We start from the raw sequence: 24,930 nt of genomic DNA, 5'->3' as shown, positions 1-24,930 counted from the left end.
GTCTCACCGTCATTCGTCACTCCGGCTGTGTCACCCGTCATCCAACAGCGGGACATTTCTTCATAATTCTGTAAAGCTCCTATCGTCTCTGCCATCGTGTGCGGAGCGATGCCCGCATCGGAGGTGGCGCGGTGAGTCTTGTGGCAGGACATGGCCCGTTGGGCACACGGCCCGCCGGGTGGTGCACTCCCCCACTCCCCGGCGCGGTGGTCTACATCGAGCCGCATCCCCGCCGGATCGAGGCGTTCGTCGGTGGCGACACCCTGATCGACACCGAGCGCGCGTTGCTGGTGCACCGCGCGGGCCACGCACTGAGCTACGCGTTCCCGCACGAGGAGGTCGGCGAACTGCCGAGCCATCCGGTTGCCGAAGCGCCCGGGTATGTGGCAGTGGCGTGGGACGCCGTCGACGCATGGTTCGAGGAAGGCCGCCGGCTGGTCAACTATCCACCGAACCCGTACCACCGCATCGACTGCCTACGGACCAGACGCCGGCTGCGGGTTACGGCCGATGAGACCGTCATTGTCGACACCGACGACACTGTGATTCTCTTCGAAACCGCTTTGGCACCAAGGCTTTACGTCAACCCGGCACTCGTGCGCACAGATCTGTTGCACCGCAGCCAGACCACCGGCTATTGCAATTACAAGGGCGCCGCCACTTACTGGTCGGTGACACTCGGCGGTACCGTGATCGCCGACGCGGCCTGGAGTTATCCCGATCCGCCACCGGAGTCGTTGCCCGTCAAAGGATTTCTGTGCTTCGACCCCACCAAGGTGCGGGTACTCGCCGAGCTCCCGGGAGCGAGCGAAACCACGGCGCGCGGATGCGAACCCTGACAAGGCGTCGCCGACAGGGGGAAGGCAGACACTTGGGCATCGTGACCACCAGCTCCGAGACGATCTTTCGGCAGTCCGCGGAGACCGTGTACGACTTCGTGACCAATCCGGCCAACTGGACCAGGACCTATCGCCGATCTCATCTTCACCTGGCAACTCGGCGTCGCGGCCCGCCCGTGGCGGTGGATGTTCACGTCGGTCGGGCGGCTCGGCGTCGACAGCAACGGTGACGGCGGGCTGGACGGTCGCATGACGGTTTCTTCCGGATCGTGAACCCGGCTCACATCGATGCCTACCACGCCGCGGTGGCGCGGGAACTCGCCGGTTAAGTGGCGACGGGTCCGTCGAAATCGTCCGACAGCGCGGCGGCGAGCTCCAGGATCCGCCGCTGGAACCGCCGTCGAAGCAGGTCGAGGTGGATCTCGGTGCCGCCGGCGATGTGCTTGTCCCAGGGCAGCACGAACACCCGGCCGGGAGGCAGATGCTTCTGAAACTGCGTCACGAGCGCACCGGTGTCGACGTTGGGCCGGCGCGAGCCGACGTGATTGACCACCACGCACGTCCTGTTCAGCAGGTCACGGTGGCCGTTCTGCCACAGCCAGTCGAGCGTCACGGCGGCCTGGCGGGCGCCGTCGATCGAGGCGCTCGCCACGATCACCGCCCCCGAGACGGTGCTCAGCACGGCCCGGGCCGCGGGCTGGAACATGTCCGCGGCGCAGTCGGCGACCACCAGGTTGTAGTGCTGCGACACGATGTCGGTGGCCGCTTTCCAGTCGGCGTCGTTGAACGCGCGGGACGCGGCGCTGTACTCGAGACCGGACAGCACCTCGAGCTTCGATTCGTTCATGCTGGTGAATCCGCGGATGTCGTTGTAGCGCGACAAGTCTTTGGCGGCGAGCAGATCCGACACGGTCGCCGCCGACTGCCGCCCAACCCGGTCCGCGAGGTTGCCGCTGGCTGGGTCGGCATCGATGGCAAGGATCCGGTCACCGCGCACCTTGCTCAGCGTCGAACCCAGGGCGACCGTGACAGCCGTTTTCCCGACGCCGCCTTTGAGGCCGAAGACGCCGATCTGGTACGAGTCCCTGGCGTTACGACGGATGCGGGCATACAGGTCGAGTTCGTAGAGTTCGTCGCGGGAAAGCCCCAGATTCAGCCGGGTGGTGCGGTACAGCAGCCCGCGCCAGCCGCGCTGGGAGTGCATCTTGACCGTCGGACGCACGCCGACGCGCGCGAGATTGTCGACCGCGCGGTGCTCGCTCAAACCAACTCCGGTGTTGGGGCTTGCCCAGCCGTCGACCGACTGCAGCCCGTCCTGCAGGGGCCACGGCGGCCGCGGCGGGATCGGCTGGAGCTTGGCGGTGATCTCGGCCTCTGTCGGGTCCGGCGCCACGACCGAAAGCGCAGGTGCCTGGATCACCGGCGGGGCTCCCGTCGGCACGTCACCATGCCGGGACCCGCTGTTGGTCAGCGACGTGACGGATCCACCGAACAGGGCGTCGGCCTGGCCGTACGGCGCAGGTTCCCTGGCGTGTTTGGGGTCGCGGGAGTACACGAGCCGGTCGTTGTCGGCCGACATAGCTACCTCTCAATCGGTCAAACGCGCTGACGCGCCAAACACATCGTCCCACGGTGTAGTTGACACATTATTGTCCAGCCCGTTAACCGGACGCCACCTCAAGACAGGCCGCGCGGGCGAGATCACGACCGCCCGCGCGTCGGTGCGACGCCCTGCATGGTGTGCAGGTCCCGGCTCGTCTCCCAGTGCGGCAAAAGCGAATCGAAGCCGTGACAGGTGCCCGCAAACACGTGCAGTTCCGTGCTCACTCCGGCGGCCGGCAAACGTCGTGCGCAGTCGAGCGCCTCGTCGCGCAGCAGATCGGGTTCCGAGCAGGCGATCGCCGAATTCCGGCCCAGCCGCGGTTGACAGCAGCACCCCGCGGGCGTGACACTCAGGGTGGATTTTGTAAAGGTAGGTGGCGATGACGGTTGAAGCCGTACCGGTACGGACGACACAACTGGCCGACGGATTCTGCTTCGGCGAGGGTCCGCGCTGGTTCGAGGGGCTGTTGTGGTTCTCCGACATGCTCGGCCAGGCCGTGCACACGGTAACCCTGGGCGGCGCGTTGACGACGCTACCGCTGCCCGGACATGCCCCGTCCGGCTTGGGTTTTCGGCCTGACGGCGCCCTGCTGATCGTCTCCACCGAGCGCCGTCAGGTGCTGGTCTACGACGGTGACACCGTGGAGCTGTTGGCCAACCTGAGCTCCGTGGCCCCGGCCGCGCTCGGTGACATGGTGATCGACGCGCACGGCCGTGCATACGTCGGCTCGCAGGCTCGCCTCGGGGGCGAGCGCAGCGACGGGGAGTGTTCCGGCGGTGTCATCGTGCGCATCGACGGCGATCGCACGGTGCACGTCGTCGCCGATGCCCTCGACTTTCCCAACGGCATGGCCATCACACCCGATGGCAGCACCCTCGTCGTCGCGGAATCCACCGGGCGCCGGCTGACCGCGTTCACCATCGACGCCGAGGGCGGGCTCAGCGGCCGCCGGGTGTTCGCCGACGGGCTGGACGGCCCGCCGGACGGGATCGCGATCGACGCCGAAGGCGGGGTGTGGACCGCGTTGACGCTCGCGCACGAGTTCCAGCGCATCGTCGAGGGTGGCGCCGTCACCGACCGTGTCGACGTCGGAGAGCGCACCGCGATCGCGTGCACGCTCGGCGGCCCCGAGGGACGCACCCTCTTCCTGGTCACCACCACCGACGCTTACCCGCAGCGGTTGATCGGCACCAAGCTCTCGCGTGTCGAGGCGCTCATGGTCGATGTGCCCGCGCCGGGCGAGCACGAGCACGGCCACCACCACTGACAAGGCGCCCCCCTTCTCAGCGCGAGCAGACGTCAAAGTTCGCGACACGCCGCGTTTCGCGAACTTTGACGTCTGCTCGCCGGGAAAAGGCGAGGGGTCCTACCGGATGTGCGCGGGCACACGCTTGATGCCGTGGACGAAGCTGCTGTAGAGCAGCTCGGGTTCGCCGAACTCGATGCTCTTGATGCGGGTCAGCAACTCGCGGAACAGGTTTCGCAGCTCAGTCTTGGCGAGTTGATTGCCCAGGCAGAAGTGCGGCCCGCCGCCGCCGAAGCCGATCTGCGGGTTCGGCGACCGGCTCAGGTCGAACCGGTGCGGATCGGTGAACACCGACTCGTCCCGGTTGGCCGAACAGTAGAACAAGCCGACTTTGTCCCCGGCACCGATTGTCTGGCCTGCGATCTCGACATCCGCGGTCGCGAACCGCGCGAACTGCAGCACCGGCGTCGACCACCGGACGAACTCCTCGACCGCGAGCCCGATCCGGCCGTCGAAATCCTCCAGCAGCCAAGCCTTTTGATCCGGATGGGCGGCCAGGGCCATCATGGCGTGCGTCGTGGTCTGCTTGGTGGTGTCGTTGCCCGCCGAGGCGAGCAGGATGAGAAACGCGCCGATCTCCTCATCGGTGAGCCGATGACCATCCACTTCGGCGTTGACGATGCTGGTCATCAGGTCATCACCCGGATTGGCCCGGCGGAACTTCGCCAGTTCGACGCCCGTCGACGAGATCAACATGATCTCGTTGATCGTGTCCATGGCACGTTCTTCGATGCTGGAGTACTCGTCGTCGCTCATGCTGAACAACTTCTCGGCGGCCTTGGCGAGTGCGGGTTGGTCGGCCGCGGGTACCCCGAGCATGTCCGAAATGGTCTTCATCGGCAGCTGCGCCGAGCAGGCCTCGACGAAGTCCACCTCCCCCACCCCGATCAGGTCGTCGACCACCGCCGCGGCATTGCGATGAATCTGCTCCTCGATCCGGCGGACGTTGCGGGGCGTGAACGCCGAGCTGATCAATCGGCGGTAGGTGGTGTGCTCGGGCGGGTCCATCGCCAGGAAGAACGACGCGAACTTCTGCACGTCGGCAGGCATAGGGTCCAGCGCCACGCCGTGCGTGGAGGTAAACAGCTCCGGGTGCTGACTGGCGAACTGGATGTCGGCGCGGCGGGTCAGTGCCCAGAATCCGGGTTCTGAGACGTCGAAAAGCGTCGAAAGCGGCTGGTGCCAACTCAATCCGTCACGCGCTCGCAGTCGGGCGAAGGTGTGGTCACGTTCGGCGAACGGTCGGCTCCAGAAGTCGTGGGACGTGATGTCGAATGGACTGTATGCGCGTGCCTGCGGCGAGCCGACAACGGTCACGTGGATTCCTTCCGCCGGGGCGAGAACGAAATTCAGCGTGACAGTTGGTAGATATTTTGTAAAGGTGCGCGGTGCCGGCGATCAGGTCAGCGCAGCATCGGATCCGCGTCCTGAACTGCCTGCACCTCGGCCATCACCGGTGCGTATGCCCCGGAATGACTGACGGTCAACGCGCTGGTGATGATGGCGCGGTGCAGCGCGGGCTGGACGTCGGACCAGCTCACTGCGGCCAGTCGCTGTCGTGCGGAAGACGAGCCGAGCAGGCGGGCATCCATCAGCCCGGAGATCAACCCCGCCATGAAGGAGTCCCCGGCGCCGACAGAGTCGCCGACCTCGACGGTCAGCTGATCGAGGTGCAGCATGTCCCGGTTGTTGGCCAGCAGCGCGTAGGCGCCCCAGGGTCCGCGGGTGACCACCACCATCGCCGGGCCGCTGGTGACCCACCTGCGCATGACGTCTTCGACCGGTGTCTGCGGATACAGCCACGCCAGGTCCTCATCGCTGGCCTTGACCACGTCCGACAGCGCGACCATCCGCTCGACGCGATCCATCACCGCATCGGGCGATTTCATCAGCGCCGGACGGATATTCGGGTCATAGGACACGGTGCAGCTCCCCTGCATCCGGGCGGCGACATCGACGACCGCCGAACCTCCCGGTTCCAGGGTGACCGCGATGCTGCCGGTGTGCAGATGCCCGAACGACGACAGGTCCGGCAGCGGCGGCACCTCCCAGGTCAGATCGAAATCGTAAGTGGCATGGCCATGTTCGTCGACGTGCGCGAACGCGACCGGCGTCTTGTCCGCCGAGTCGGTGCCTGTGACGACCTCCAGGCCGGCGGCCTGCGCGCGGCGGCGCAGCATGTCACCGCGGTCGTCGGCGCCCCAATGGGCGCAGATGCTCGCCGGGTGACCGAGGGTGGCGATACCGACCGCGACGTTGAGCGGACTGCCACCAACGTGTTCCTCGATCGATTCGGGCCGGATGACGACGTCGATCAACGCCTCACCGAGACTGAGCACTCGGCCGGTCATCAGTGCCCCCTCGCCGTGAGCGGACCACCGGGTTCATGGGTGAGGCCGAGCTTGGCCTCCATCTCCTCCAGCGGCACACCCTTGGTTTCAGGCATGACCTTCAGCACCCACGCCAGCTGGCCGAGCATCGCGACGAAGAAGATGCTGAACGCGACACCCCCGCCGAACGCCCCGATGATCGGCGGAAACGCGAACGACGTGATCGCGGCGAACACCCAGTGCGTCAGGCTGCCCAGCGACTGGCCGCGGCCACGGATCCGGTTCGGGAAGATCTCGGAGATGAACACCCAGATCACCGAGCCCTGCCCGAACGCATGCGCGGCGATGAACACCATCAACCCGGCCAGCACCAGTACCGACGAGGTGGTGGTGAACTCGCCGCCACGAGCGTCCTCGTAGTAGAACATCACCCCCGCCAAGAACCCCAGCGAGATGAGATAGCCGATCGAGCCGACGATCATGAGCCTGCGCCTGCCGATCTTGTCGATCACGGTCAACGCGGCCATGGTCGCAACAAGATTCATCGCGCCCACGGCCACACTCATCCAGTACGCGGCACTGGTGCTCGCGCCGGCCTGCTGCATGACGCGCGGCGCGTAGTACAGGATCGCGTTGATGCCCGACATCTGATTGAAGAACGCGATCGCGACCGCGAGCAGGATGACTTTGCGGTGCCCGGGAGTGAAGAACGGTACCGACGGCGCATTCTCGGCGGCCGCCAGCGACGCCCGGATCTCGGCCATTTCGAAGCCGGCCTCCTCCGGTGTCGAGCACAGCCGGTTGCACGTCGCGGTGGCCTCATCCCACCGGCCCGCCGTCGCCAGCCACCGCGGGGTTTCCGGCACCGTCGGCAATAGAAGCAGGAACACCGCCGCGGGCAGCACCATCACGCCCAGCATCCAGCGCCACGCATGCTCGCCGTCGGCGAGTGCGCGGACCACGGCGTTGGACGCATAGGCCAGCAGAATGCCGAGCACGATGTTGAACTGCACCAAACCGACCAACCGCCCACGATGGGCGGCAGGGGCCACTTCCGCGGTATAGATCGGGGCGCACACACTGGCTGCGCCGACACCGAGACCGCCGAGGAACCGGAAGGCCATCAGCGTCTCCACATTGGTTGCCAGGGCCGAGCCCAACGCACCCAACACGTAGAAGACGCCGATCGCGTAGAGCACCTTCTTGCGGCCGTACCGGTCAGCGGGACGCCCCGCCGTCAAAGCCCCCACGATCGTCCCGATCAGCGCAGTCGTCACCGTGAAGCCCAACTTCGCATCACTGAGCGCGAAAACGTGCTGGATCTGCTCCTCCGCACCGGAGATGACCGCGGTGTCAAACCCGAAAATCAGGCCACCGAGCGCAGCGACAACGGCACTGCGAATCACCAGAGGTTTCATGAATGCTCAAACTAGAACCCTGCGTAGCGTGTTCGCAGGGCAATTGCGGAGTCTAGACCAATTTTTCGCATTTACGTGGCAATGCGTGTGGTTTCCGTTGTGTTCGGTTGGCTTTCGGCGTGCCGATCCGAATTACGCACGCGCGCAATCATCCCCGATCTTGTTCGACTAAAACGTGTTCGTCTGCGGTTGTCTGGGATTGCCTGCGAAAAAATCCTCGCGTGTTGATTTCGCCGACCCCGGCACAAATGTCGAGTTGCGCCTTTACGATTCAGTGTCCGCACGGAATTGGGCGCGGCGTTGTCGTTCGGAGGAGTTCTGAGATGGCCGATCCAAAAGTTCTCGGCATCGTCCTGGCCGGCGGTGAGGGCAAGCGCCTATCACCTCTGACACTGGACCGGGCCAAACCCGCGGTGCCGTTCGCCGGACTGTACCGATTGATCGACTTCGCGTTGTCCAACCTGGTCAACGCCGGGGTGCTGCGCATCGCGGTGCTCACCCAATACAAGAGCCACAGCCTGGACCGCCACATCACCACCACCTGGCGGATGAGCAGCATGCTCGGCAACTACGTGACCCCGGTGCCCGCCCAGCAACGGCTCGGCCCACAGTGGTATACGGGTTCGGCCAACGCGATATATCAGTCGCTGAACCTCATCTACGACGAAAAGCCGGACCTGGTAATCGTTTTCGGCGCCGACCACGTCTATCGCATGGACCCGCGCCAGATGATCGCCCAACACCTCGATGGTGGCGCGGCCGCGACAGTCGCCGGCATTCGCGTGCCCCGCAGCGAGGCCAGCGCCTTCGGCGTGATCAAGACCGGCCCTGACGGCCGTCAAGTCGAGGCATTCCTGGAGAAGCCGTCAGATCCGCCAGGGCTGCACGACTCCCCCGACGAAACCTTCGTCTCCATGGGCAACTATCTGTTCTCCACCGACGTCCTGCTCGATGCCTTGCGCACCGACGCCGAAGACTCCTCCAGCAAGCACGACATGGGCGGCAACATCATGCCGATGATGGTCGATCAGGGGCTCGCTCAGGTTTACGACTTCCAGAGCAACGAGGTCCCCGGCGCAGCACCCACCGATACCGGCTATTGGCGCGACGTCGGAACCCTCGACTCCTACTACGACGCCCACATGGACCTGTGCGCCCTCGTGCCGGCCTTCAATCTGTACAACCACGAATGGCCCATCCTCACTCACATTCCGCCGCACCCCCCGGCGAAATTCGTCCATGAAGACGACGGCCGCGTGGGCCGCGCCGTCAACAGCGTGGTGTCCAACGGCGTCATCGTCTCCGGCGCCCTCGTGCGTGAGTCGGTGCTGTCCCCAGGGGTCCGGGTGGAGGAGCACGCCCTCGTCGAACGCTCGGTGATCATGGACAACACGGTGATCGGGCCACACGCCGTGGTACGCAACGCGATCATCGACAAGGGCGTCGTGATACCCGCCGGAGTCCAGATCGGCGTCGACAAAGACCACGACCGCGCCCGCGGATTCGTGGTGTCCGACGGCGGCGTCACTGTGCTGGGCAAGTTCCAGAAGGTCACCGACTGAGGCGTCGATAGCCTGGGAGGCATGGCTGACATCTCCGCCCTGCCGTTGCAGCAGCGGGCCGCGCTGGGTAGCGGGGCCACCTTCTGGACCACCAAGGCCGTTGACGGCGTCCCGTCGATCGTGCTGACCGACGGGCCGCACGGCGTACGTAGGCAATCCGGTAGTGCGACAGATCATCTCGGCGTCGGCGCCAGCGAGCCTGCGACATGTTTCCCGCCCGCGGTCGGGCTGGCCCAGACCTGGGATCCCGCTCTGGTGGAGCGCGTCGGTGCCGCGCTCGGAGACGAATCCCGTTCTCTGGGAGTGCAGGTGCTGCTCGGACCGGGCGTCAACATCAAGCGGGATCCGCGCTGTGGACGCAATTTCGAGTATTACTCCGAGGATCCGCTGCTGGCCGGTGCGCTCGGGGCCGCATGGGTGCGGGGCGTGCAGAGCCGGGGCGTGGGCGCATCGGTGAAGCACTTCGCGCTCAACAATGCCGAATACGACCGGATGCGGGCCAGTTCCGACGTCGACGACCGAACGTTGCGCGAGATCTATCTGAGGGCGTTCGAGCAGGTGGTGCGCGAAGCGCAGCCGTGGACGGTGATGTGTTCGTACAACCGCATCAACGGCATCTACGCCACCGAGAACGCCTGGCTGCTCACGGGTGTGCTGCGTGACGAGTGGGGCTTCGACGGAGTCGTGGTCAGCGACTGGGGTGCGGTGCGCGACCGGGTCGCCGCGGTGGCGGCCGGGCTGGATCTGGAGATGCCGACCACCGGCGGGGTCACCGACGCCGACGTCGTCGCGGCGGTGCAGGCTGGAGCGCTCGACGAGGCAGTGGTGACCCAGGCCGCCCAGCGCGTGGCACAGCTGGTACAGCGCACCACCGAAAAGCCCTCCAGCGATGGATCTTTCGATGCCGAAGCACACCACCGCCTGGCACGCGAGGCCGCAGCAGCGGCCGTCGTACTGCTCAAGAACGACGGTGATGTGCTGCCGCTTGCCCCGTCGCGCTTGGCCGTCATCGGGCCGTTCGCGCAGACGCCGCGGTATCAGGGCGGCGGTAGCTCGCACGTGAACGCGACACGGTTGGACATCCCGCTCGACGAGATCCGTCGGCTCGCCGGGCCGCACGAGGTGACCTTCGCCGCGGGTGGGCCCGGCCCCGACGCGGTGGCCGCGGCCGTCGCGGCCGCCGCTGCCGCCGACACCGCAGTGCTGTTCCTCGGGCTGACCGCCGAGGAGGAGTCGGAGGGCTTCGACCGTGCCCACATCGACCTTCCTGACGAGCAGCTCCGATTGCTGCGCGAGGTCGTCGCGGTCCAGCCACGCACGGTGGTGGTGCTCGCCCACGGCGGTGTGGTCCGCCTCGATGCGGTGGCCGAGCTGGCCCCGGCGATCCTCGACGGTGCACTGCTCGGGCAGGCCGGCGGCGGCGCCGTCGCCGACGTGCTGTTCGGCGTGGTCAACCCGTCGGGTCGGCTCGCCGAAACGGTGCCGCTGCGGCTGCAGGACACGCCTTCGTATCTGAACTTCCCGTCCGAGCGCGGACATACGCTCTACGGCGAACGGATATTCGTCGGCTACCGCTGGTATGACGCGCGAGGCCTGGATGTCGCGTTCCCGTTCGGCCACGGGCTGTCCTACACGCACTTCGAGTACTCGCAGCTTCAGGTCGACGACGGCCTCGCGAAGGTGCGCGTGAGTGTGACCAACACCGGCGAGCGGGCGGGCCGGGAAGTCGTCCAGGCCTATGCCGCGCTGCCGGCGTCGGAGGTGAGCCGACCTCCGCGGTGGCTGATCGGATTCGCCGGCGTGACGCTGGCTCCGGGCGAGTGCCAGGTTGTCGAAATACGGGTCCGGCGAACCGATCTCGCGTACTGGAACGACGGCTGGCTGGTCGAGGGTGGTGACTACCGAGTGTCGGTCGGCGCGTCGAGCCGCAACCTACGGGTTGAGGCAACGGTCCACGTCGAGGGCGACGCGGTGACGACGCCGTTCACCGGTGAGTCGACGCTGGGTGAGTTGCTGGCCGATCCGTTCGCGGCCCCGGTGGTGATGGCCGCCGTCGCCGAGGTCATGCCCGCGGGCGGCAGCGCACCGGGGCTCAGAGTGGATCTGCTCCGGATGGCCGCATCCATCCCGATCGAGCGAATGATCGGGTTCTCTGGCGGAAAAGTCAGCCGAGCCCAACTCGACCAACTGCTGGCCACCATCAACTCTCAGCGGTCCTGACCGCCCGCGGGCATACCCCGGACTGCCCGAAATCCATTTACGGTATGGACACAATTTGTAAACTTGACGAATGCCCGCCACAGTCCGTCGGCCCGCCCCTGCCGTCGGCCTGGCGACCCCCATGGGTGGGTGGCTTGCAGACCGAGGACATCGCGCTGGACGACACCCTGCGCGCGGTGGCGGCGCTTGCCGACCGCGATACTGTGGCATTACTCAAGAAATTGCTGTGCTGGCCCTACCATTTGGGAAACCATCGTCGACCGAGGCTTGGAAGTGAATGAACCAGTACCCGCTCAGCGGGACGTCGAGGACACGTCGACGCGTCACCGGATCCTGGTGGCGACCGCCGAGGTGCTCGCCCGCAGCGGCCAGACCAAGCTGAGCCTGTCGGAGGTAGCTCTGCAGGCCGGGGTTTCCCGTCCGACGCTTTACCGCTGGTTTGCCGACAAACAGGAATTGCTCGACGCCTTCGGTCAATTCGAGCGCGAAATGTTCGACTCCGGCATCGGCGGCGCGACAGCAGGGCTGCGCGGAACCGAAAAGCTGGATGCCGCATTGCGATTCATCGTCTCCTACCAGCAGTCTTATTCGGGCGTGCGGTTGGTGGACATCGAACCTGAGGTCGTCATCGCGCAACTCGACCACATCATCCCGGTGATGCGGGCCCGCCTGCAGCGGCTGCTGTCCGGCCCGAACGCTGCCGTGAAGGCCGCGACCGCGATCAGGGTGGCTGTCTCGCACTACATCGTGCGCAGTGACGACGGCGACCAGTTCCTCGCACAGTTGCGGCACGCCGTCGGGATCAAACAGGCCGACGCGAACTAGCCTCACGCCCCTTGCCTGCCGACACTACGGTTTGTGGTTGGAAACCGCGGAAATCCCGGCATAAACCGTAGTCTCGGCGAGGAATGCTCAGCCCTCGGCCGCCAGCTGCCCGCAGGCCGCTGCGATCTCGCGCCCACGGGTATCCCGCACCGTGCACGAGACGCCCTTGGCCTGAACGCGTTTGACGAACTCCCGCTCGACCGGCTTGGGACTGGCGTCCCACTTGCTGCCGGGTGTGGGATTGAGCGGGATGAGGTTCACATGTACCAGCGGCCCCAGCTTGCTGTGCAGCTTCTTACCCAAAAGGTCAGCGCGCCAAGGCTGGTCGTTGACATCGCGGATCAATGCGTATTCGACGGACACCCGGCGGCCGGTGACGTCGGCGTAATAGCGTGCGGCGTCGAGGACTTCGTCGACCTTCCACCGGTTGTTCACCGGGACCAGGGTGTCGCGCAGCTCGTCATCCGGGGTGTGCAGGGACAGCGCCAGCGTGACGCCGAGGCGCTCGTCGGCCAGCTTGCGGATGGCCGGCGCCAGCCCGACCGTCGACACGGTCACCGACCGCGCACTGATGCCGAAACCGTTGGGTGATGATGCAGTGATTCTACGGACGGCGGCCACTACCCGGTTGTAGTTGGCCAGCGGCTCGCCCATGCCCATGAAGACGATGTTCGACAGCCGACCGTCATGTTCGTCACGCATGGCCGACGATGCGGCACGCACCTGTTCGAGGATCTCGGCGGTCGACAGATTGCGCTTGAGGCCGCCCTGCCCCGTCGCGCAAAACGGGCAGGCCATACCGCAACCCGCCTGTGACGAGATACACACGGTGTTGCGCTGCGGATACCGCATCAGCACCGACTCGAACGTCGTCCCGTCGCCCGCGCGCCACAGTGTCTTACGCGTCTCGCCGGCATCGCACTGGATCTGCTTGACCGGGTCGATGAGCCTCGGGAACAACGCCTCGGCGACCTGATCACGCACGGCGGCGGGCAGGTCGGTCATCTTCTGCGGGTCGGCGATGAGCCGGCCGTAGTACTGGTTGGCCAGCTGTTTTGCCCGGAATTTCGGTAGCCCCAGCTCGGCGACGGCGGCGGCGCGGCCCTCCTCGTCGAGGTCGGCGAGATGCCGCGGCGGCATGGCGCGTCGCGGTGCGTCGAAGACAAGCGGCAGGGATCCGGTCATGATTCTTTGTCAGTATCTCATCCCAACGTGGCCGAAATTGATTGGACGAGCACCGCAGTGCGTCAGCACCATGGCGTTATGGCCACAGCGAGCGCGCCCAGCCCCATGCCGTTGCGGACCGCGTCGACCCTGACGTTCTTCTACGCGTTGGGCTATCCGATTGGGGCACTGGCAGTTTCGGCCATGTCGCCGATGGCGGTGCTGGTGTTCCGGTTCGGTGTGGCCGGCGCGATCCTGAGCGGTTGGGCGGTGGCGGCACGGGTGAGCTGGCCCACAGGACGCACGCTCGTACATGTGCTGATCAGCGGCTTGCTGGCGCAGGGCGTGTTGTTCGGCTGCCTGTACCTGGCGCTGCTGCACGGTGCCCCGGCGGTGCTGGGCGCGGTGATCATCTCGATGAATCCGGTGGTGACGGCACTGCTGGCGGCGGCGTTCCTGGGTGAAGGGCTCACGTGGCGACGCGTGGGAGCGCTCACGCTGGGGGTGCTGGCGGTGCTGCTGGCGTGTGCCGGCCGGCTCGTGATGGTCGGCGGCGTGGACCCGGTGGTGCTTCTGCTGCTGGTGTCACTGGTGTCGGTGGCGGCAGGCGGCGTGTATCAGCAACGGTTCTGCTCAGGAGTGGACTTCCGGGCCACTGCGGCGCTGCAGAACGTGGTGTGCGTGGTGCCGGTGGCACTGCTCGCGGCGACGCTGCCGTTTACCGTGACCGATCCGTGGAAGGCCGCCGGGGCGGTGGCCGCGGTGGTGGTCTCGAACGCGCTGCTGGGGATGACGATCTACGTGCGGGCCGTCAACGACCACGGCGCGGCGGCGGTGGCGATGCTGTTCAGCGTCATCCCCGCGGTCGCGGGCCTGCTGTCGTGGGTGATGCTGGGTCAGCGGCCCGATGCCGGGATCGTGGCGGGCCTGGCGGTCGGCGCGGTCGCGTGCTGGCTGAATGTGTCAGGCCAACAGCGTCAAAACGATCCAGGTGGCGACGGCTGAGGGAAGCACCGAGTCGATGCGGTCCATCAGGCCGCCGTGGCCGGGCAGCAGCGTGCCCATGTCCTTGATGCCGAGGTCGCGTTTGACCTGGGATTCCACCAGGTCGCCGAGCGTGCCGGTGATGACGAGCATGATGCCGAGCGGCACGCCCACCCAGGCCGGTTTGTCGAGCAGGAACCGCACGGCCAGCACCGAGACGACGATGCCGAGCACGAGCGAGCCGGCCAGCCCCTCCCAGGATTTCTTCGGGCTGATGGCAGGCACCATCGGGTGCTTACCGAACAGCACTCCCGCGGTGTAGCCGCCGATGTCGGAGGCCACCACGCCCAGCATCAGGCAGAACACTCGGCCCGCGCCGTCGGGCGGGTAGATCAGCAGCACGCCGAACGCGCCGAACAAGGGCATCCACGCGGCCAGGAAGATCGTCACCGAGACGTCGCGGGTGTAGTTGGCCGGCGCCGCGGACAGGCCGCCGGACAGCAACCGCCAGATGAGGCACAGCACCACCGTGCCGCCGAATCCGCCCAGGGCGCCTGCCGCACCGAACGGCCAGGTCAACCAGACCATGGCCTGCCCGCCGATCAGCAGCGGCACGACGGGTACCGAGTAACCGCCTTCCCGCAGTCGCCGGACCACCTCGTGGGTGGCCACCGCCATCGCCGCGGCGACGACGCCGACCCAGACCTTGGGGGCGAACAGCAGAATGGCGATGACGGAACCGCCGAGGCCGACGCCGACGGCGATCGCTGCCGGCAAGTTACGCCCGGCGCGCCCCGCCTTTTTCACGGCCTCGTTCGTCGGCTCTGAAGCCGGTGTGTTTGCCACGGAACCCGCCTGCTGATCGGTCACTAGACCTCCAGCAGTTCGCCTTCTTTGTGCTTGACCAGGTCGTCGATCTGGGCGGTATAGGTGTGGGTGGACTTGTCGAGGTCCTTCTCGGCGCGTGCGACCTCGTCCTCGCCGGCCTCGCCGTCCTTCTTGATGCGGCTCAGCTCTTCCATCGCCTTGCGGCGGATGTTGCGCACCGACACCTTGGCGTCCTCGCCCTTGCTCTTGGCCTGTTTCACCAGGTCGCGACGACGCTCCTCGGTCAGCTGCGGAATCGAGATGCGGATGACGCTGCCGTCGTTGCTGGGGTTGACGCCCAGGTCCGAGTTGCGGATCGCGTCCTCGATCGGCTTGAGCTGCGAGGCCTCATACGGCTTGATGACCACCAGTCGTGCCTCGGGCACGTTGATGCTCGACAGCTGGGTGATCGGTGTCATCGAGCCGTAGTAGTCGATGTTGATCCGGGAGAACATGCCAGGGTTGGCGCGCCCGGTTCGGATCGACGCGAGATCGTCGCGCGCGACCGTCACGGCCTTTTCCATCTTCTCTTCGGCGTCGAAGAGAGTCTCGTCGATCACTTTGGGTTCTCCCGTCGCTGTCGCACCTGTCAGGTGGTGACCAGTGTTCCGATCTTCTCACCCGCCACCGCACGAGCGATATTGCCGTCGGTGAGGAGGTTGAACACGAGAATCGGCATGCGGTTGTCCATGCACAGGCTGAATGCTGTCGCATCCGCCACTTTGAGTCCGCGGTCGATGACCTCACGGTGGCTGATGGCGGTGATGAGCTCGGCGTCCGGGTTGGTGCGCGGATCGTCGGTGTACACGCCGTCGACCGCCTTGGCCATCAAGACCACCTCGGCCCCGATCTCCAGTGCGCGCTGGGCGGCCGTGGTGTCGGTCGAGAAGTACGGCAGGCCCATGCCGGCGCCGAAGATGACCACGCGGCCCTTCTCCAGGTGCCGCACGGCGCGCAGCGGGATGTAGGGCTCGGCGACCTGGCCCATGGTGATGGCCGTCTGCACGCGGGTGTCGATGCCTTCCTTTTCCAGGAAGTCCTGCAGGGCAAGGCTGTTCATCACGGTGCCGAGCATGCCCATGTAGTCCGAGCGGGTGCGCTCCATGCCGCGCTGTTGCAGCTGTGCGCCACGGAAGAAGTTGCCCCCGCCGATGACGACCGCGACCTGGGCGCCGGCGCGAACGATCTCGGCGATCTGGCGGGCCACCTGATGCACGACGTCAGGGTCGAGCCCGACCTGGCCGCCGCCGAACATCTCACCGCCGAGCTTCAGCAGAACCCGCGTGTAGAGGGGGCGAATAGGTGCTGCGGCCTGGCCGGCGACATTCGGATCCGCCATCGGTTTCCTCGGCACTCCTCGCATTAGAGAGCCATCCGGGGATACCCCAGGACGGCAAACCCATCCTGCCTTATCGAGGGCTGCGAGCGAAGTCCGGGTCAGATCTGGGGGCGAGCAGGTGTGTCGCCGGCCGGGCGATTGTCAGCCCAGGTGCGCCTGCAGCAGCCACGCGGCAACAGACTTGCGGTCGCCGCCTTCGTCACGGATGTCGGTGCCCGCGAAATCGGCGAAGCCGGCGAATGCGGCAGGAACGTTGGCGTGGATACGGGCCGGGCGGACGTCGTCGATCACCCAGTACTTGCCGACGATCTCGCGCAGCTCGTCTTCGGTGACCGGATTGGCCGGGCCGGTGTCACCCATGGTGGCCTTGTCGAAAACCAGCACGAAGTACGACGCGCCCGGTGCGGCGGCCCGCACGATCGACTGCTGGTATCCCTCGCGCAGCTCGACGGGCATCGAGTGGAACAGCGTGCTGTCGACAATGGTCCCGAAGCGGCCGTCGTAGCCGGTGAACGAGCTGATGTCGGCGACCTCGAAGGTCGCGTTGGTCAGGCCGCGCTTGGCCGCTTCAGCGCGGGCCAGTTCGATGGCGGTCGGCGACTGGTCGAGCCCCACCGTGGTGAAACCCTGCTCGGCGAGGTAGAGCGCGGTGGCCGCCTCGCCGCATCCGGCGTCGAGCACATCGCCGTGGAACTTGCCCTCGGCGATCAGTGCCGCGATCTCCGGCTGCGGCTCACCGATGCTCCACGGCGGGCGGACGCCCGCGAACTCGGGGGCTTCCCCGCGATAGGCGGATTCGAATACTTCTTGGGCTTCTTGTGATGAGGTCATAGGTCCGGTATATCAACGTGGTTGATATGTGTCAATATCATTGACATGGGTGACATCCTCGCCGACCAGCCGCTCGGTTTCCTGATCTACCGCGTGACCGCGGTGCTGCAGCCGATCGTGGCCGCGCGGCTGCAGCCCCTGGGATTGACCCTGCCCGAATTCGTCTGCCTTCGAGTGCTCTCCACAGCCCCCGGGCAGTCCAACGCCGAGCTGGCCCGCCACATCAACGTCTCGCCGCAGGCGATGAACAACGTGCTGCGAGGACTTCAGGAACGCGGCGTGGTGCGGCGGCCTGCCAGCGTGGCCTCCGGGCGCGCGCTGCCGGCCGAGCTGACGCCCGACGGCGCCGCGCTGCTCAAGCAGGCCGAGGCCGTCGTCCATGCCGCCGACGTAGCGGCGCTGGCCAATCTCAGCGCCGACGAACTGCACGAACTCAAGCACCTGCTTGCGCGCGCCGTCGACTGACGCTGATTATCCTCACGCAATGAAAATTGTCCTGGCCCCGGACTCCTTCAAGGAATCGATGACCGCGTCGCGGGCGGTCGCCGCGATGCGCGACGGTGTGCTGGCGGTATGGCCGTCCGCCGAATGCGTCGGAGTGCCGATGGCCGACGGCGGCGAGGGCACGGTCGACGCCGTCGTCGACGCCCTCGACGGTCAGCGCATCGGGGTCGAGGTCCGCGACGCGTTGGGCCGACCGACCCTCGCGCACTACGGCTACGTCGCGGACCAGGGGCTGGCGGTGATCGAGATGGCTGCGGCGTCAGGCCTGGAACTCATCGCACCCGCCGAGCGGGACGTCTTGGGCGCCAGCACCTTCGGCGTCGGACAGCTCATCGCCTCGGCACTCGATCACGGCGCCACCGACCTGCTGATCGGGCTCGGCGGCTCCGCGACCAACGACGGCGGTACCGGGATGCTCTCAGCGCTGGGCGCGGTGTTCTACGACCCGGACGACACTCCCCTGCCGCCAGGGGGCGCGGCGCTGGCCCGGTTGCAGCGCATCGACCTGTCCGGCCTCGACCCTCGGCTGGCCGAGGTCCGGATCAGGATCGCCTCTGACGTCACCGCTCCCCTGCTCGGCCCTGGTGGTGCCAGCGCGGTGTTCGGGCCGCAGAAGGGCGCCACCGCAGCCGATGTCGATGCGCTGGAGCACGGGTTGAGCCGCCTGGTCGCAGTGACCGAGTCGACGCTCGGCGCGGCCCATCCCGAGCGGGCCGGTGCCGGCGCGGCGGGAGGACTGGGCTTCGGACTGATGGATTTTCTCGGCGCCGAATGCCGCCCGGGCGTCGAGATGATCGCCGAGACCGTGCGGCTGGATCAGGCACTGGCCGGCGCGGACTGGGTGTTCACCGGCGAGGGCAGCGTCGACGCCCAGACGATGCTGGGCAAGACGCCGTTCGGGGTGGCCCGCGCCGCGGCCCGGGCCGGCGCCAAGGTGGTGATCTTCGCGGGACGGGTGGCGCCCGATGCCGACGTGCTGCTCGCCAACGGTGTGGACCGTATCGTCGGAATCACCGCTGCGGCAACGCCGATCGTACAGGCGCTGCGCGAGGGCCCGCAATCGCTCACCCGCGCGACGGCCGCCGTGTGCCGGGACATCGCGGGCTGATTTTCCCCGCGAGCAGACGCGAAACCCCCTATTTTTCGCCGAAAATGGGGGGTTTCGCGTCTGCTCGCGGGAAGAACTAGAGGATGGCGGCGGCGACGATCAGGCCGAACGCCAGGTACGAGGCCGTGACCACCAGCACCTCGGGGGTGAACTTCTCCTCGGCCAGCACGCGGCCGATGTCCACGCCCTTGGCGAACTCGATGAGCCGCACCGAAACCGCTTGTGCCGCAATGCCCAGCAGACCGAAGACGAGCGTGGTGATGAGGCCCTGGATCAGATCACCCGACGAGCTGTAGATCGCCAGCACGACGATCAGCGCCATCGAGATGACCCCCGACGCGGTGATCGCCGCCGCGTTGGGGCGCCCGGCCTGCACCAGAGCGCGCAGCGGACCCGGTGTGGTCCAGTCGATCACGAAGAAGCCGAGCACCATCAGCGCAATCCCCACGATGGTGTAGAGCACGATCGCGGCCGCGCCGTGGCCGACGACCGACCAGTAGTCACGGCTGAGCGCGACGACGGACACATCAGGGGTCATCAAGAGATTTCCTTCCGGAGTCACTGCGGAATTCGGTGTGGCACAAAGGCTGCGCCGTCATCGGTGACCAGCCCCGAGGTCTCGCGGATGCCGAGGCCGGCGGACTCGTCGCCGACGATCCAGGCACCCAGCGCGGGGCGCATGTCGTCGAACTGCGGTAGCGGGTCCAGCAATTGGTAGACGTAGCCTTCTTCGCCGTACACACCGCCGGTCTCGGTTTCGTAGCCGGCGCCCACGATGTTGATGTTGGCGCCTTCTCTGCCGAGCTTGGGTTTGCGCACGTACTCGGTCAGCTCGTGCGGGTCATCGATATAGGCGGGCAACAGATTTGGGTGGCCGGGGAACATCTCCCACAACACGGCCAGGATCGCCTTGTTGCTCAGCAGGGTCTTCCACAGCGGTTCCACCCACATGGTGGCGGGCAGCAGGTCGACCGCCTTCTGCCCGAAATCGTCGTCGAGCAGCCATTCCCAGGGATACAGCTTGAAGATCGAGGACATCGGGGCTTCCTCGAGGTCGACGAACCGGTGCAGGTCCTCGTCGTAGCCGATGTCCTCGATCGCCAGGCCGACGGTGTTCATGCCCGCCTCGGCAGCGCACTCCTGGATGTAGGCCAACGTGACGTTGTCTTCTCCCGAGGCGTCCGCCGAAGACCAGGTGAAGTGGGTCTCGCTGCCGGGCAACAAGTCCCGGATCTTGCCCCAGCGCTCAACCAGCTTCTCGTGCAACGAGTTCCACTGATCGTCTTCGGGAAACACGTCGGTCTTCCAGTACCACTGCAAGATCGACGCCTCCAGCAGGGTGGTCGGCGTATCGGCGTTGTATTCCAACAGAACTGGAGGCCGGCGTCCGTCGTAACGCAGGTCGAAGCGCCCATACAGATGGGGATCGCTTCGGCGCCAGGACTTTTCGACGTGCTCCCAGCTCCACTCCGGCAGCCCGAAGTCGCGGTAGCGCTCCATCAGAACCACCTGCTCGACGGCTTGCAGACACATCGAGTGCAACACCTCGACGCTGGCCTCCAGCGACAGCACCTCGTCCATGTCGAACACGTAGTGCACCGACTCGTCCCAGTACGGTCGGGCGGCGCCGGACCCGTCGCGCGCCGGGGTGCCGAAACACATTCCCTGAGCGGCGACAATGCCTTCCCAGCCCTGCCGCGGGGCGTGTCTTTCCCTGCGCATCAGCTACCTGAACTTCCGCTGCTCTTGGAACCGAAGCCGCCGCGGCTCACCGACGAACCCGACTTCGTGATCGACTGACCGGAACTGGTCCTCGCCGTCGTGCCCTTGGGGATCTCGATGGTCCCGCCACGGGCGATGCTGCCGATACCACCGCTGCTGCCACCGTAGTAGTAGCGGTACGGCGATCCGGCGTAGATGAATGTGCTGTGCGAGCCGGCATACCCGTCGCTGCAGTACGAGTCGGGTACCACTTCGTTGGTACCGTCCTTGACGCAGGTGGCAGAGACCTCGTTGGCCTGATCCTGATGCAGCAGGTAGTAGCCGAGCGCGACGGCGCCGACGACACCCACCACCGCGACCGAACCGATGAACACCTTGCGGCCGTGGGCCTGGCGCTCCTCGCGCTTCTGCTCCTGCAGCGCGGCCCACTGTTCGGCCGCCTCGCGGGCCTTGCGCGCCTTGTCACGCTGACGGGCCTCGGCGACGGTGGGTGGCCGCGGTTTTGTGACGCCCGGCTCCTGCCAGCGGATCGAGCCCTGCTGGGGCGGGCCGGAGTGAATGGGCTCGCCCGGCAGGACGACGTGGCCCGGCTGATAGTCCTCACCCGGCTGGAAGTCCTCACCTGGCTGGTTGTCCGGACCCGGACCCATGCACATCCCCCCGTTTCGGCGACACTCGCCGGTCATCATAGGAGGACACAGTCCGCGGTGTACCTCCACTCAGAAAAAGCATAGGGCGCACGGAGGTGACGCGCCGACACCGATCATCTGCCCGATCGGCGACTTGTGGGCGAAGCTGGTCGCGGTTCAGTGGTGGTGGCAGGCCGCCGGCGGTGACGGCGGCACATCCAGCGCCGGGTTCCCGTCGAAGAAGCCGACCGGCTTGAGCTTGAAGCCCGTGTAGTGACACGGCATGACCGGCCAGTCCTCGGGGCACACGACGTGATGCGCGCCGACGGTGTACCACAGCACGATGTCGGTGTCGGCGAGCGGTGCGTCGTCAGCCACGTACTGCGGCAGTCCTTGGGCCTCGGCGCACTGGTACATGTAGTCACCCGCCGCGTACAACTCCTTCGGGTGGTAGCGAGTGACCCACAGGTTGTGCTGGACGAACCGGGCCCTGTCGTAGATCACCGAGCCCTCATGCACCATGACCGGCACGATGTCCTTCGGCATCAGCTTGTATCCCACCGGGGCGCCGAACTCGTTGAGCTTGGACGGGTTTACCACTTTCCAGTACCGGCCGGTGGCGTACTCCCAGTCCCGGGCGCCTTCCGACTCCGAGGCCACCAGCGTGTCCCGGGTGATCCAGGCATTGTGGTGCGGGTTGAGCGCAGCATCGGGTTCGGGTATCGAATCCACTTCGTAGACGCTGTTCCCCGGCCCGTCGACGCTCATGTCCATCCGGAAGTTGAAGAAATGCTGGTGGTTGGGCCCGTACATGCCGGGCGCCACCATCTTGCCCCAGCGCGGCGTCTCGCCCTCGGCGATCGACCCGGTGGTCAGCACGCCCGTGAGCTTGACTTCCATCTCGATGGACGCGTCGTTGTAGAAGTACCAGAAGAACCCGTACTCGTAGTTGCCCACCGTACAGATCATCGAGATCACCAACCGGCGGGAACGCCGCACCTCGACCTCACCGGTTCGGAAGTCCGTGTGCTTCCAGGAGATTCCGTAGTCCTCCTCGTGCATGCAGATCGCATTGGGGATGGTGACGGCGTGGCCGTCGGAGTCGTTGACCGTGCCGTCGAAGTAGAAGATCTCGCCGAGACAGTCACAGCCGAGGGTCAGCGGGTTGGCGGAGAAACCCATACCCACCTCCCCCATGTCGAAGACGTTCTTGTTCCAGTGCGTCGGCGACGAATCACCGTACGGGACAACCATTTCCGACAGCGCCGCCCGATACATGACGGGCCGGACCCGACCACGGTCGTCGTACGTCACCTCATGCAGCACCAGGCCCTCCCGCGGGTTGAACCCGACGCGCAGCGACCACTTCTGCCATTTCACGTTCCATCCGTCGACGGTGAAGCTGGGGCCGTCGGGCTGGGTGATCTCGATGGTCTTGACGTCATCGCGGAATCCGGCGAACGCAGGCCGGTTGTCCGGCGAGAACATGAACTGCTCGGAGTAGTTGCCGCCCTTGCTCGGTAGCGCCACCACGCCGTGATCCTCGACGTCGATCACCGTCATCGAATCGAGGTCGAAGGTGACGATCAACCCTTCGACGGGCCGGGCGTAACCGTTCTCCGACGGCGCGGCACGCATGAACGTCAACGGGCGGCAGATCAACGGGGAGTTCTCGTAGTGATCCTGGGCCCCGTAGTAACCGGCGGGCCACGGATCGATCATGGCCAGGCTGAAATCCGTGACGCCCCGCTTCCGCATGCCCTCCTGCCACCGCGGGTCTTCGCGGACCCTCTCCTCCACCCCGGTCATGTGCTCGACGAGGTAGGACGGAAACCGTCCCGGGATCGGGGTCCACGAGTCGATCACCCGGGCATCGATGTCGACGACGGCTTCGTAGATCAGCTTGACCGCCGCGTCGTACATGATCACGAAGGCCTGGCGCGGCACCGGTAGGTCCGTGTCGAAGGTCAGCGTCGCGGTCTTCTCCGGTTCCGCCAGCTGGATCATCACGAATTTCAATGTGGGGCTGGCATATTCCGATCCCGTGATGACCGCCGCCGCTGCCTCGACCTCGGCTCCGGTGAGCGGATCGAGTGGATAGCGGACCGCGTCGGGGACACCGGGGCCAGGTGCGCTCAGCACAACGCTGTCCATGCTCATTTGGCGGTCTCCTCTTTCGTGAGGTCGAGAACGGCCAGGTGCGCCAGTGCGTCCTCCGCGCTGGTCTTGTGCGCCGCCCTGCGGCCGAAGATGTAGACGACGCCGCCCAGGGCGAACATGCCGACCGCGATGCTGCCCGTCCACGCCATCCAGGTGCCATCGGGCACATCGTGGATCCACGATTTGGCGAACGAGTAGTAGATGCCACCGATGGTGCCCAACGTTCCGACGACGACAGTGCTCCACACCCCGACCGAGCCGCCGGGAATACGCCAGAACTGTTCGTTGGCATAGCGATCCGCGTACTTGCGGCGCGCGATCACCACGGGGATCAGGAAGAAGAATCCGGAGATCAGCCACGCGATCGACAGACCGCCCTGCAGGAACACGGTGACATTCGCCATGCTGCTCTGCGAGTACAACCCGACGATGAGCAACGAGGAGAGCACACCCTGGATCAGCACCGCGGTCACGGGGTTGCGGGTACGCGGGTTGAGGTGGGTGAAGATGCGGGGCAGGTGCCGCTCCAGACCGGAGACGAAGATCAGCCGAGAGTAGGTCACCTGGTAGGACATCAACGCGACGAACACGATGCACGCCAACACGATTGCGGCGACCTCCATGACGCCCTTGGGTGCGGCCGTCCCGAGCATCCCGATGACGCCGGTCACCGGATCGATTTGGTCCGACGGCAGCACCATGATGGTGCCCAGAGTGGTCAGCAGGTAGATGATCACCAGGGCCACCGAGCCCCACACCACCATCCTCGGACCGCTTTTGCGCACCGACAGGAACTCCGCACCCATGTTGTAGGGGGTCTCGACACCGACCAGGTACAGCAACACCGTGCCGTAGAGGAAACCGGCACCGGCGAAGTCGGGCACCAGCGCGGCGTGGGCGGTGAACGGAGTGGCGGACCCGTGCCGCACCGCATACACCACGCCCGAGATGAAGATGACCGCGGTGAGCACCCAGTAGACGACGAAGACGGTGTTCATGATCCGCTGGTTGGCGGCCAATTTGGCCAACGCCAGACCCACGACCGCCCACAACAGCACCAGCTGGAGAATGATGGTCAGGGTCAAGCCGAGTTTGGCGTGGAAGGCCAGCAACAGGAACTGCAGGATGATCGCCGGCGATGATGCGGAGTTCAGCACCACCGGGATCCACGACAGATAACCGCCTATGAATCCCCAGGTTTCGCCCATGGTGCGGGTGGCCCAGATGTAGACGCCGCCTTCGCCGGGCCACAGGTTGCCCAGCTCGGCGACCGCCATCGCGGCAGGCACCAGGAACGTCGCGATGCCCAACACCCACATTGGGATCGCCGTCCAGCCGCCGGCCGCCATGATCGACGAGCCGGTGATCCAGCAGATGATGAACACATACGTGGCCACGAGCCCGAACGTGGTCATCACCTTGGGCAGTACCTGTTCGGGGACCAGCTCGGTGGTCAACAGTTTGTCGCGCTCGCTGGTGCGCGCCTCGAGTTCTTGGGTCATGACGTCTCTCCCGAAGG

23 protein-coding genes and 2 pseudogenes are annotated in these 24,930 nt (G+C 66.2%); 10 read left to right on the top strand and 15 right to left on the bottom strand.

The genetic code is table 11. The features are described from left to right. Nucleotides 1-131: 131 nt before the first annotated feature. Together RMCB_RS10120 and RMCB_RS10115 are read left to right on the top strand one after the other, a co-directional pair. Nucleotides 132-839, top strand: a complete 708-nt coding sequence (locus tag RMCB_RS10120; RefSeq protein ID WP_062828911.1) for a DUF427 domain-containing protein — start codon at nucleotides 132-134, stop codon at nucleotides 837-839. Between the two features lie 32 nt (nucleotides 840-871). Continuing rightward, a pseudogene (locus RMCB_RS10115) lies at nucleotides 872-1,168 on the top strand (hypothetical protein). Here the strand turns inward: RMCB_RS10115 and RMCB_RS10110 are convergent. Next, nucleotides 1,165-2,418, bottom strand: a complete 1,254-nt coding sequence (locus RMCB_RS10110; protein WP_072278443.1) for a MinD/ParA family ATP-binding protein — start codon at nucleotides 2,416-2,418, stop codon at nucleotides 1,165-1,167. The pseudogene RMCB_RS10115 and the gene RMCB_RS10110 sit on opposite strands and share 4 nt — an antisense overlap. Before the next feature lie 122 nt (nucleotides 2,419-2,540). Next, nucleotides 2,541-2,738 (bottom strand): annotated as a pseudogene (locus RMCB_RS36490) (alpha/beta hydrolase fold domain-containing protein); the annotation flags it as partial. Nucleotides 2,739-2,821: 83 nt separating this feature from the next. Here RMCB_RS36490 and RMCB_RS10100 point away from each other — a divergent pair. Next, nucleotides 2,822-3,709, top strand: a complete 888-nt coding sequence (locus RMCB_RS10100) for an SMP-30/gluconolactonase/LRE family protein (protein ID WP_062828680.1) — start codon at nucleotides 2,822-2,824, stop codon at nucleotides 3,707-3,709. Nucleotides 3,710-3,808: 99 nt separating this feature from the next. On the opposite strand, the gene RMCB_RS10095 is transcribed toward RMCB_RS10100, so the two are convergent. The 3 genes from RMCB_RS10095 to RMCB_RS10085 form a co-directional block, all read right to left on the bottom strand. Beyond that, nucleotides 3,809-5,065, bottom strand: a complete 1,257-nt coding sequence (locus RMCB_RS10095; protein WP_062828679.1) for a cytochrome P450 — start codon at nucleotides 5,063-5,065, stop codon at nucleotides 3,809-3,811. A gap of 86 nt (nucleotides 5,066-5,151) precedes the next feature. Next, entirely contained in the window at nucleotides 5,152-6,099 is a 948-nt protein-coding gene (locus RMCB_RS10090) for a carbohydrate kinase family protein (RefSeq protein ID WP_029373305.1), read from the bottom strand. Further along, complete coding sequence (locus RMCB_RS10085) at nucleotides 6,099-7,496, bottom strand: sugar porter family MFS transporter (protein ID WP_062828678.1); 1,398 nt, start codon at nucleotides 7,494-7,496, stop codon at nucleotides 6,099-6,101. The genes RMCB_RS10090 and RMCB_RS10085 overlap by 1 nt, the downstream gene beginning before the upstream one ends. A gap of 323 nt (nucleotides 7,497-7,819) precedes the next feature. Between RMCB_RS10085 and glgC the strand changes: the two genes are divergently transcribed. The 4 genes from glgC (at nucleotide 7,820) to RMCB_RS10070 (ending at nucleotide 12,103) form a co-directional block, all read left to right on the top strand. After that, nucleotides 7,820-9,058 carry a glucose-1-phosphate adenylyltransferase gene (glgC, locus tag RMCB_RS10080; RefSeq protein WP_062828677.1) on the top strand — a complete coding sequence of 413 codons (1,239 nt, stop codon included), beginning with the start codon at nucleotides 7,820-7,822 and terminating at the stop codon, nucleotides 9,056-9,058. Between the two features lie 21 nt (nucleotides 9,059-9,079). Continuing rightward, the gene (locus tag RMCB_RS10075) at nucleotides 9,080-11,278 is read left to right on the top strand and encodes a glycoside hydrolase family 3 C-terminal domain-containing protein (RefSeq protein ID WP_062828676.1); all 2,199 of its coding nucleotides are present in this window, start codon (nucleotides 9,080-9,082) and stop codon (nucleotides 11,276-11,278) included. A 134-nt stretch (nucleotides 11,279-11,412) separates the two neighbouring features. After that, complete coding sequence (locus RMCB_RS36010; protein WP_165606271.1) at nucleotides 11,413-11,559, top strand: hypothetical protein; 147 nt, start codon at nucleotides 11,413-11,415, stop codon at nucleotides 11,557-11,559. Further along, nucleotides 11,552-12,103 (top strand): TetR/AcrR family transcriptional regulator, encoded by a 552-nt coding sequence (locus RMCB_RS10070; RefSeq protein ID WP_029373301.1) that lies wholly within the window; start codon nucleotides 11,552-11,554, stop codon nucleotides 12,101-12,103. Before RMCB_RS36010 ends, RMCB_RS10070 begins: the two co-directional genes overlap by 8 nt. An 87-nt stretch (nucleotides 12,104-12,190) precedes the next feature. On the opposite strand, the gene rlmN is transcribed toward RMCB_RS10070, so the two are convergent. Further along, nucleotides 12,191-13,288, bottom strand: coding sequence for a dual-specificity RNA methyltransferase RlmN (rlmN, locus tag RMCB_RS10065; protein WP_062828675.1), 1,098 nt, complete (start codon nucleotides 13,286-13,288; stop codon nucleotides 12,191-12,193). A gap of 78 nt (nucleotides 13,289-13,366) precedes the next feature. On the opposite strand from rlmN, the gene RMCB_RS10060 reads away from it, so the two are divergent. Then, nucleotides 13,367-14,272, top strand: a complete 906-nt coding sequence (locus RMCB_RS10060) for a DMT family transporter (RefSeq protein WP_201028265.1) — start codon at nucleotides 13,367-13,369, stop codon at nucleotides 14,270-14,272. Here the strand turns inward: RMCB_RS10060 and RMCB_RS10055 are convergent. The 4 genes from RMCB_RS10055 to RMCB_RS10040 all read right to left on the bottom strand — a co-directional run bounded on the left by RMCB_RS10055 (nucleotide 14,231) and on the right by RMCB_RS10040 (nucleotide 17,288). After that, the gene (locus tag RMCB_RS10055) at nucleotides 14,231-15,121 is read right to left on the bottom strand and encodes a phosphatidate cytidylyltransferase (protein ID WP_062828674.1); all 891 of its coding nucleotides are present in this window, start codon (nucleotides 15,119-15,121) and stop codon (nucleotides 14,231-14,233) included. The genes RMCB_RS10060 and RMCB_RS10055 overlap by 42 nt on opposite strands. Next, nucleotides 15,121-15,678 carry a ribosome recycling factor gene (gene frr / locus RMCB_RS10050; protein ID WP_029373297.1) on the bottom strand — a complete coding sequence of 186 codons (558 nt, stop codon included), beginning with the start codon at nucleotides 15,676-15,678 and terminating at the stop codon, nucleotides 15,121-15,123. Before frr ends, RMCB_RS10055 begins: the two co-directional genes overlap by 1 nt. A 29-nt stretch (nucleotides 15,679-15,707) precedes the next feature. Next, nucleotides 15,708-16,457: a UMP kinase gene (gene pyrH / locus RMCB_RS10045; protein WP_029373296.1), complete on the bottom strand. Its 750-nt coding sequence runs from the start codon at nucleotides 16,455-16,457 to the stop codon at nucleotides 15,708-15,710. A gap of 141 nt (nucleotides 16,458-16,598) precedes the next feature. Continuing rightward, nucleotides 16,599-17,288, bottom strand: coding sequence for a class I SAM-dependent methyltransferase (locus RMCB_RS10040; RefSeq protein ID WP_029373295.1), 690 nt, complete (start codon nucleotides 17,286-17,288; stop codon nucleotides 16,599-16,601). A gap of 45 nt (nucleotides 17,289-17,333) precedes the next feature. On the opposite strand from RMCB_RS10040, the gene RMCB_RS10035 reads away from it, so the two are divergent. After that, the gene (locus RMCB_RS10035; RefSeq protein WP_029373294.1) at nucleotides 17,334-17,753 is read left to right on the top strand and encodes a MarR family winged helix-turn-helix transcriptional regulator; all 420 of its coding nucleotides are present in this window, start codon (nucleotides 17,334-17,336) and stop codon (nucleotides 17,751-17,753) included. 19 nt (nucleotides 17,754-17,772) lie between these two features. After that, complete coding sequence (locus RMCB_RS10030; protein ID WP_062828673.1) at nucleotides 17,773-18,900, top strand: glycerate kinase; 1,128 nt, start codon at nucleotides 17,773-17,775, stop codon at nucleotides 18,898-18,900. A 76-nt stretch (nucleotides 18,901-18,976) separates the two neighbouring features. Here RMCB_RS10030 and RMCB_RS10025 read toward each other — a convergent pair whose 3' ends face one another. The 5 genes from RMCB_RS10025 to RMCB_RS10005 form a co-directional block, all read right to left on the bottom strand. Continuing rightward, entirely contained in the window at nucleotides 18,977-19,438 is a 462-nt protein-coding gene (locus tag RMCB_RS10025; protein WP_051244169.1) for a DUF350 domain-containing protein, read from the bottom strand. A gap of 20 nt (nucleotides 19,439-19,458) precedes the next feature. Next, complete coding sequence (locus RMCB_RS10020) at nucleotides 19,459-20,622, bottom strand: glutathionylspermidine synthase family protein (protein ID WP_062828672.1); 1,164 nt, start codon at nucleotides 20,620-20,622, stop codon at nucleotides 19,459-19,461. After that, nucleotides 20,622-21,152 carry a hypothetical protein gene (locus tag RMCB_RS10015; protein WP_072278453.1) on the bottom strand — a complete coding sequence of 177 codons (531 nt, stop codon included), beginning with the start codon at nucleotides 21,150-21,152 and terminating at the stop codon, nucleotides 20,622-20,624. The genes RMCB_RS10020 and RMCB_RS10015 overlap by 1 nt, the downstream gene beginning before the upstream one ends. Before the next feature lie 276 nt (nucleotides 21,153-21,428). Then, nucleotides 21,429-23,411, bottom strand: coding sequence for a primary-amine oxidase (locus RMCB_RS10010; RefSeq protein ID WP_062828671.1), 1,983 nt, complete (start codon nucleotides 23,409-23,411; stop codon nucleotides 21,429-21,431). Next, a complete protein-coding gene (locus RMCB_RS10005; RefSeq protein WP_062828670.1) occupies nucleotides 23,408-24,913 on the bottom strand; it encodes an APC family permease in 1,506 nt (501 codons plus the stop codon). Before RMCB_RS10005 ends, RMCB_RS10010 begins: the two co-directional genes overlap by 4 nt. Nucleotides 24,914-24,930: the final 17 nt, after the last annotated feature.

The sequence above is a fragment of the Mycolicibacterium brisbanense genome, from assembly GCF_001570425.1.
Classification (GTDB): Bacteria; Actinomycetota; Actinomycetes; order Mycobacteriales; family Mycobacteriaceae; genus Mycobacterium; species Mycobacterium brisbanense.
This window is presented reverse-complemented; position numbering and strand designations above follow the sequence as displayed.

Bases quoted from the DNA above. Each gene is read 5' to 3' on its own strand.
- RMCB_RS10110 (WP_072278443.1), bottom strand. From the start codon at position 2,418: ATGTCGGCCGACAACGACCGGCTCGTGTACTCCCGCGACCCCAAACAC.
- RMCB_RS10100 (WP_062828680.1), top strand. From the start codon at position 2,822: ATGACGGTTGAAGCCGTACCGGTACGGACGACACAACTGGCCGACGGA.
- RMCB_RS10090 (WP_029373305.1), bottom strand. From the start codon at position 6,099: ATGACCGGCCGAGTGCTCAGTCTCGGTGAGGCGTTGATCGACGTCGTC.
- RMCB_RS10085 (WP_062828678.1), bottom strand. From the start codon at position 7,496: ATGAAACCTCTGGTGATTCGCAGTGCCGTTGTCGCTGCGCTCGGTGGC.
- glgC (WP_062828677.1), top strand. From the start codon at position 7,820: ATGGCCGATCCAAAAGTTCTCGGCATCGTCCTGGCCGGCGGTGAGGGC.
- RMCB_RS10075 (WP_062828676.1), top strand. From the start codon at position 9,080: ATGGCTGACATCTCCGCCCTGCCGTTGCAGCAGCGGGCCGCGCTGGGT.
- rlmN (WP_062828675.1), bottom strand. From the start codon at position 13,288: ATGACCGGATCCCTGCCGCTTGTCTTCGACGCACCGCGACGCGCCATG.
- RMCB_RS10060 (WP_201028265.1), top strand. From the start codon at position 13,367: ATGGCCACAGCGAGCGCGCCCAGCCCCATGCCGTTGCGGACCGCGTCG.
- pyrH (WP_029373296.1), bottom strand. From the start codon at position 16,457: ATGGCGGATCCGAATGTCGCCGGCCAGGCCGCAGCACCTATTCGCCCC.
- RMCB_RS10040 (WP_029373295.1), bottom strand. From the start codon at position 17,288: ATGACCTCATCACAAGAAGCCCAAGAAGTATTCGAATCCGCCTATCGC.
- RMCB_RS10035 (WP_029373294.1), top strand. From the start codon at position 17,334: ATGGGTGACATCCTCGCCGACCAGCCGCTCGGTTTCCTGATCTACCGC.
- RMCB_RS10030 (WP_062828673.1), top strand. From the start codon at position 17,773: ATGAAAATTGTCCTGGCCCCGGACTCCTTCAAGGAATCGATGACCGCG.
- RMCB_RS10025 (WP_051244169.1), bottom strand. From the start codon at position 19,438: ATGACCCCTGATGTGTCCGTCGTCGCGCTCAGCCGTGACTACTGGTCG.
- RMCB_RS10020 (WP_062828672.1), bottom strand. From the start codon at position 20,622: ATGCGCAGGGAAAGACACGCCCCGCGGCAGGGCTGGGAAGGCATTGTC.
- RMCB_RS10010 (WP_062828671.1), bottom strand. From the start codon at position 23,411: ATGAGCATGGACAGCGTTGTGCTGAGCGCACCTGGCCCCGGTGTCCCC.
- RMCB_RS10005 (WP_062828670.1), bottom strand. From the start codon at position 24,913: ATGACCCAAGAACTCGAGGCGCGCACCAGCGAGCGCGACAAACTGTTG.